Origin of the sequence: Sphingomonas sp. FUKUSWIS1 (assembly GCF_000733135.1) — a bacterium.
Lineage (GTDB): Bacteria > Pseudomonadota > Alphaproteobacteria > Sphingomonadales > Sphingomonadaceae > Sphingomonas > Sphingomonas aerolata.
The window spans coordinates 1-6,090 of record NZ_JPJC01000273.1 but is presented as its reverse complement, the minus strand read 5'-3'; the positions used below and the strand labels follow the sequence as shown (position 1 = coordinate 6,090).

Here is a 6,090-nt window from a genome sequence, read left to right as displayed (position 1 = left end):
GCGGGAGCCTGCGCGGGCTTGTCCATGCCCGGCATTGCGCCGTGGTTCATCCCCGCCATGCCGCCCATCGCGCCATGATCCATCGCGGCCATGTCGCCCATGCCCATGTCCTTCATCGTCGCGAGCGGGCGTCTGCGCAGCGCAGGAACCGCAGCGACCATCCCGACGCGCGGCGCGAGCGTGGCGCGCGCCATGCCGGACCGGTCCCAGGCCTCGGCGACGAGCGTGTGGGCGACGGGCGCGGCGGGTTCGACGATCACGTCATAGGTTTCGGCGACCGCGATCTGGAACTCGTCGACCGCGACGGGGCGCACGTTCTGGCCATCGGCCTGCACGACCGTCATCTTCAGTCCCGGAATACGGACGTTGAAATTGGTCATCGCCGAGGCGTTGATGATGCGTAGGCGGACGCGCTCGCCGGGCGTGAACAGCGCGGTCCAGTTGTCCGCGGGGCCATGCCCGTTGACGAGATAGGTATAGGTCGCGCCCGTCACGTCGGACACGTCGGTCGGGTCCATCCGCATCCCGCCCCACATCCGCCGTTCGCCCGCCGGCTGGTCCCGGCCCGCGAGCAGGCCGCCGAGCGTCTGCTTCTGATAGTTGAAATAGCCGCCTTGGAGCTTCAGCCTGCGGAAGATGGCGTGCGGGTGAAGCGGGCTGTGATCCGACAGGACGATCACATGTTCGCGGTCCGACATGATCGGATCGGGACCTTCGGGGTCGATCACGATCGGGCCGTAATGCCCCATCTGCTCCTGCAGCCCCGAATGGCTGTGATACCAATAGGTCCCCGCCTGCACGACGGGGAAGTCGTAGGTGAAGGTGGTTCGCGCCGGGATGCCGGGAAAGCTGATCCCGGGCACACCGTCCATCTGGAACGGCACGAGCAGTCCGTGCCAGTGGATCGACGTCTCCTCGTCGAGGCTGTTGGTCACCGACAGCCGGACCTGCTGCCCCTGTTTCAGCCGGATCAGCGGCGCAGGGCTGGTGCCGTTGATGCCGATCGCGTGGCTGCGCGTGCCGTCGATCGTCCGCGTCACATGCGCAACGGTCAGCGCGATATCGGTGCCGGACAGCACCGACAGCGGTGTCGCGATCCCGGCGGACACGGGCTGGGCCCAGGCGGGCAACCCGGGCAGCGCGAGCGCGCCGCCGCCAAGCGTGGCGTCGCGGAGGAATTGGCGGCGGGTCGGTCGGGTCATGCGGATCCTCGGGCCGGGAGCGGTCACGTCTGTCAGGTCATACGCCGCCGATCGGCTTGCCCCTCATGACGTTAGACAAATCAGGCCGCGGCGGCGAGCGCGGCGCGCGCGCGGCGGATCCGGGTCTCGACCGCCTTTGCGCTGATCCCCAGCGCCTGCGCGGCCTCTGCCTGGCTCAGCTCGTGGATCGTGCACAGCAGCAGCGGCTCGCGCAGCGGGGCCGGCAGCCGCGCGATATCGGCCAGCGTGCGGGCGAGGTCGTCGCGACCGATCGCGTGCGTCTCCGTATCCGCCGCCCCGTCCGCGACCCGCTCGCCCGCCTCGATCGGCAACACGCGGGCGAGCATATGGCGGACGCGGCGGCGACGGTGCCAGTCGCGGCATTTGTTGATCGCGATCCGCGCGAGCCATGCGCGCAGCGACCGGTCGCGGTCATAGCGGGACAGCGCGGCGTGCGCCGCGACAAAGCTGTCCTGCAACAAATCGAGCGCCTCGTCGGGATCGCCGATCTGCGCGAGGATCAGGCGGTAGAGCGGCTGTTTGTGCCGCCGCATCAGTGCCGTGAACGCCGCCTGCCGGTCCGCCGCGGGCCCGGCGAGATGCGCGGCGACCAGCGCGGCGTCGTCATAGGCATCGAGATCGATGCTCGTGCGGCGCGCGGTCCTGTCGGGGCGGGGCGGGATCAATGCGCGGGGGTCAGCGCCTGCACGACGACCCGATCGAACGCCGCGGTCTGGTCGGCGCGCATCACGCCGCGCATTGCAAAGACATGCGCGAGCGTCGCCTTTTGCAGCGCGCCCATCGTCCGGTGCGACCGGTCGACCGCGGCGGCGACCGCGGGGCCATTGGCATGTTCGCGCTCGATCGCGGCGGCGAGACGGACATTGTCGGCGCGCAGCTCCGCTTCCAGGGCCGCGCGGCGGACCGCGAACTCGGCCTCGAGCCGGTCGAGCGCCGCCTCCTGCGGGGCGTCGAGCACCACGTCGCGGTGGAGCAGCGTGTGGAGTTCGGTGCCGTGCGCTGCGCCCGGCGTCCGGATCCAGCCGCCGATAAACACCCCGGCGATCGCCGCGAGGAAGGCGAGGACGATCGTCGGTGCCGCGCGCCGGACCGCGGACGTCATTGCCCGAGCAGCAAGGTCGAGGGGGCAAGCGCGCCGTCGATTCCGATCGGGATCGACGCCTGCGCAGGCGCGCCATGGCCGATCGGTGCCGCCCCGCCGATCAGTCCCAGCACCAGCGCGGTACCGACCGACCACCGCCCGACCAGGAGGCTGGTGTGCCGACTGCGCGCATTCTCCGCGATGGCGTCGAACACCGACGCTTCGACGCCATCAAGCGCACGCGGCACCGGCATCGCCGCCAGCCGGGTCAGTCCTTCATCGACAGGATCCTGCATCGTCCGCTCCCTCTGCATCCAGACATACGCACCGCCGCGCGCGATCCCGCATGATTTTTGCCCGCTGGCGAGAATGGGTTGCCGCCGCCGTGTCGCCGCTAGTGCTTGAAGCAGTGCGCGCGGTGCCATTGCAGGAAATGGGGGTGCGGCCGATCGGCGGCGCGGGCCGGCGCGGTGGCATAGCCGCTCGCGTTGACGACCCCGCGGATCGTGTCGGGATCATTGGCCTGGCGCGATACGAGGATGGCGAGATCATCGGCGAGCGACAACAGCCCGCGATCGAACATCCAGTGCGCGGTGCCCGACAGCGCGAGCCCGTTGCTGACGATATCGGGGCCGTTCGCCTCGACCGGGCGGATATGCGCCGCCTCGACCTCGGCGCGGCCGCCGCCGTTGATCAGCTTCAGCCCGGTGATCGCGCAGCGTTCGTCATAGGCGCGCAGGACGGTGCGGCGGAAAATCCGGTCGCGGACGATCCGGGAGGTGAGGCTGGCGATGCGCGGACGATCGCCCTCGATCAGGAACGGGCTGCGCTCCTCATGCCAATGGCCAACGTCCACCGTGTCGGCCACGGCATCGCCGGTGCGCGGCAGCAGCGGGGTCTCGTCGTCGAGGCCGAGCGTGACGATGCGGTTGAAGTCGGCAGGCGAGATCGGGCGCACGGCGGACTGGGCACGGCCGGATATCCGCCCCTGATCGTTGAGAACGCCGCGTTCGACTGGACCGTCGGCGCCAGAAAAGGGCACGGGGGTGGCAAAATCTAGATAGGAGCCGGGTTCGATCAGCGCGAGAAACATGGCCGCCGTCGACGGATCGGGGATGATCCGCTCGACCTTGGCGACCGCGAAATAGCCGCGCGTGGCCGCGACCTTGCGGGGTTCGTAATAGAGGATCCAGTCGCCGATACTGGGCTGCGCACGGCTCAGATACTGGGCGGGGAACTGGTATCGTTCGGCCGGGCTGTCGTCGTAGATCGCGTCCGAGCGGTGAATGAATACGCCAAAGGCCATTGCTGACCTTAGCGCATCACTCCCGATCCACCAGCCACGACAGCGCACGCCCCGACCAGAGGATCAGGCGAACATTTCCATCTGGCGTGGCTTCGGCGCGACGATCGGGCGGAGCTCGGCGCGGTCGGACAGCGCGACCGGGCGCCAGTCCTCGGCGATGATGAACGGGCGGATCTTCGCGACCGACACGGTCAGCCGCGCGACATCGGCAAGGTGGAGGCGGCGCCAGCGGCGGCTGGTCAGGATGCCGTTGACCGCCTTTACGCCGAGCCCGGGGACGCGGAGCAGCATCTCGCGCGGGGCACGATTGACGTCGACCGGGAACGACCCGCGGAACTTCAGCGCCCAGGCCAGTTTCGGATCGATGTCGAGCGGAAGCATGCCCGTTGCATCATCCGCCGCGGCGACGACCTCGTGCGGCTGGAATTCGTAGAAGCGCATCAGCCAGTCGGACTGATAGAGCCGGTGTTCGCGCATCAGCGGCGGGCGCTGCAGCGGGAGCACCGCACTGGCGTCGGGGATCGGGCTGAACGCCGAATAATAGACGCGGCGAAGACCGAATCGGTCGTACAGCGTCGAGGCCTTGCGGACGATGTCGCCATCGGTCGCGGCATCGGCGCCGACGATCATCTGCGTCGACTGGCCCGCGGGGGCGAAACGCGGCGCGGACTTGTACTTGGCCTTGGCGTCCTTGCCGTCGACGATCGAGGCCTTGACCTCGCGCATCGCGGTCTCGATCCGGACGCCGTCCTTCTCGGGGGCGAGCCGCTTGAGCCCGCCTGCGGTCGGCAGCTCGACGTTGATCGACAGGCGATCGGCATAGAGTCCCGCCTGATGGACGAGCTCGGGATCGGCGTCGGGGATCGTCTTGAGGTGAATATAGCCGCGGAAATGATGATCCTCGCGCAAGCTGCGCGCGACCTCGACCATCTGCTCCATCGTGTAGTTGGACGAGGCGATGATCCCCGAGGAGAGGAACAGCCCCTCGATATAGTTGCGCTTGTAAAAGGCTATCGTCAGGTCGACGACCTCCTTGGCGGTGAAGCGCGCGCGGCGGACGTTCGAGCTCTTGCGGTTGATGCAGTAATGGCAGTCGAAGATGCAGCTGTTGGTCAGCAGGATCTTGAGCAGCGAGATGCAGCGGCCATCGGGCGCATAGGCATGACAGATCCCCATGCCCTCGGTCGAGCCGAGCCCCTTGCCGTCCTTCGAATTGCGCTTGGCTGTGCCCGACGACGCGCAGGATGCGTCGTACTTCGCGGCATCGGCCAGGATCTCGAGTTTCTCACGGGTGTCGAGCTGGGCCATGCGTTCATCTTACGTTCCGCACAGATGCCTGTCGATTGATGCGGATCAACTGTCCGGGGGATTATCCAAACAGGCCAGCGACGTAGCGGATGATGTCGACGAAGCTGCCGAGGCTGATCGGGAGGAGCATCAACGCGAGCGCATAGACGAGGAGCATGCGGCTGAGCGCCTTCTCATGGCGGAAGGCGGGCTTGCGCGGCGGAAGATCGTCCTTGCGCGGCCAGATCGTCGAGTCGTCGAGGAACATCCGACCATTATAGCGCGATTGCTCGCGTTTCGCAGCGGGTGACGCCTTTATGCCGCGACGAGGATGGTGGCGGCCTGAAGATCGACCGAGACGAGGCGACTGACCCCGGGTTCGATCATCGTCACGCCGAACAGCCGGTGCATGCGGCTCATCGTGACCGCATTGTGCGTGACGACGAGGTAGCGCGTGGCGGTGTCGCGCGCCATCCGGTCGAGCAGGTCGCAGAAGCGGTCGATATTGGCGTCGTCGAGCGGCGCGTCGACCTCGTCGAGCACGCAGATCGGCGCGGGATTGGTCAGGAACAGCGCGAAGATGAGTGCGACCGCGGTCAGCGCCTGCTCGCCGCCCGACAACAGCGTCAGCGACTGGAGCCGCTTGCCGGGGGGCTGGGCGAGGATCTCGAGCCCCGCCTCGAGCGGATCGTCCGAATCGACGAGCTCGAGATGCGCGCTGCCGCCATTGAACAGCGTTGCGAACAGCCGCTGGAAATGGCCGTTCACCGTCTCGAACGCCGCGAGCAACCGCTGTCGCCCCTCGCGGTTGAGCGTGCCGATCGAGCCGCGCAGCCGGTGGACCGCCTGACCCAGCTCGTCGCGGTCGGCCGCATTGCCGACCGCCTCGGTTTCGAGTGCGGCGAGCTCTTGGTCGGCGACGAGGTTGACCGCGCCGATCCGCTCGCGCTCGGCGGTCAGGCGGTCCTGTGCGCGGCTCTCGTCCGCAGGGGTGCGGACATCGGCGGCCGCGAAGTCGAGGCGTTCGGGCAGGACGGGGGCGGGGCAGGCGAAACGCTCGCCCGACAGCCGCCCTAGTTCGCGGCGCTGCTGCTCCTGTGTGTCGACACGGACGAGCGCGCCGGCGCGGTGCTCGCGTGCCTCGGCGAGCGCTTCGGCCGCGCGGCGATGCGCGTCGTCGGCGGTGCGAAGCG

Annotated in this window: 7 protein-coding genes and 1 pseudogene; all 8 read right to left on the bottom strand. The window is 68.5% G+C overall.

The features are described from left to right. Positions 1 to 1,202 (bottom strand): copper resistance system multicopper oxidase (locus sphsw_RS20670; protein WP_235188454.1); only part of this gene is annotated, 1,202 nt, incomplete at its 3' end. Positions 1,203 to 1,282: 80 nt separating this feature from the next. Continuing rightward, positions 1,283 to 1,888 (bottom strand): RNA polymerase sigma factor, encoded by a 606-nt coding sequence (locus tag sphsw_RS17400; RefSeq protein WP_414712123.1) that lies wholly within the window; start codon positions 1,886 to 1,888, stop codon positions 1,283 to 1,285. After that, a complete protein-coding gene (locus sphsw_RS17395; protein ID WP_031441723.1) occupies positions 1,885 to 2,325 on the bottom strand; it encodes a periplasmic heavy metal sensor in 441 nt (146 codons plus the stop codon). The genes sphsw_RS17400 and sphsw_RS17395 overlap by 4 nt, the downstream gene beginning before the upstream one ends. Continuing rightward, positions 2,322 to 2,600: a hypothetical protein gene (locus sphsw_RS17390; protein ID WP_042467721.1), complete on the bottom strand. Its 279-nt coding sequence runs from the start codon at positions 2,598 to 2,600 to the stop codon at positions 2,322 to 2,324. The genes sphsw_RS17395 and sphsw_RS17390 overlap by 4 nt, the downstream gene beginning before the upstream one ends. A 98-nt stretch (positions 2,601 to 2,698) precedes the next feature. Then, the gene (locus sphsw_RS17385) at positions 2,699 to 3,610 is read right to left on the bottom strand and encodes an HNH endonuclease (RefSeq protein WP_031441722.1); all 912 of its coding nucleotides are present in this window, start codon (positions 3,608 to 3,610) and stop codon (positions 2,699 to 2,701) included. Between the two features lie 63 nt (positions 3,611 to 3,673). Further along, complete coding sequence (locus sphsw_RS17380; protein WP_031441721.1) at positions 3,674 to 4,918, bottom strand: putative DNA modification/repair radical SAM protein; 1,245 nt, start codon at positions 4,916 to 4,918, stop codon at positions 3,674 to 3,676. Positions 4,919 to 4,979: 61 nt separating this feature from the next. Continuing rightward, on the bottom strand, positions 4,980 to 5,165 hold the full coding sequence (locus sphsw_RS17375; RefSeq protein WP_031394247.1) for a hypothetical protein: 186 nt from the start codon (positions 5,163 to 5,165) through the stop codon (positions 4,980 to 4,982). Between the two features lie 47 nt (positions 5,166 to 5,212). Then, positions 5,213 to 6,090, bottom strand: a pseudogene (locus tag sphsw_RS17370) (chromosome segregation protein); the annotation flags it as partial.